The organism is Paraburkholderia sp. UCT2 (assembly GCF_014397665.1).
GTDB classification, from domain to species: Bacteria; Pseudomonadota; Gammaproteobacteria; order Burkholderiales; family Burkholderiaceae; genus Paraburkholderia; species Paraburkholderia tuberum.
The window spans coordinates 1-255 of record NZ_VZQO01000181.1 but is presented as its reverse complement, the minus strand read 5'-3'; the positions used below and the strand labels follow the sequence as shown (position 1 = coordinate 255).

1 pseudogene is annotated in these 255 nt (G+C 58.0%); it reads right to left on the bottom strand.

The window, feature by feature from the left end:
• Positions 1 to 255: pseudogene (locus F6X39_RS36270) on the bottom strand (IS110 family transposase); the annotation flags it as partial.

Genomic DNA, 255 nt, shown 5'->3' with positions numbered 1-255 from the left:
GTATGGCCAGCGACAAGGAGAGCCGGCAGATGTCCCAGATGAATCCGCTGAGTTCACGGGCAACTGCGACTACGGCGATATTCTTCTGCTTGCCGCGCGCGACGAGTTTGCGATAGCGTCGGCACAAACGCACCTGTGCGTCCCAGGCTCGATCTACAATCGGTTTAGGCAGACCTTCGTGACGACGCTGAATATCGGGGCTCACACGCGCAGGGTGGCGATAGCTCCATGCAGCTTCAACTAGCAGCTTTCTTG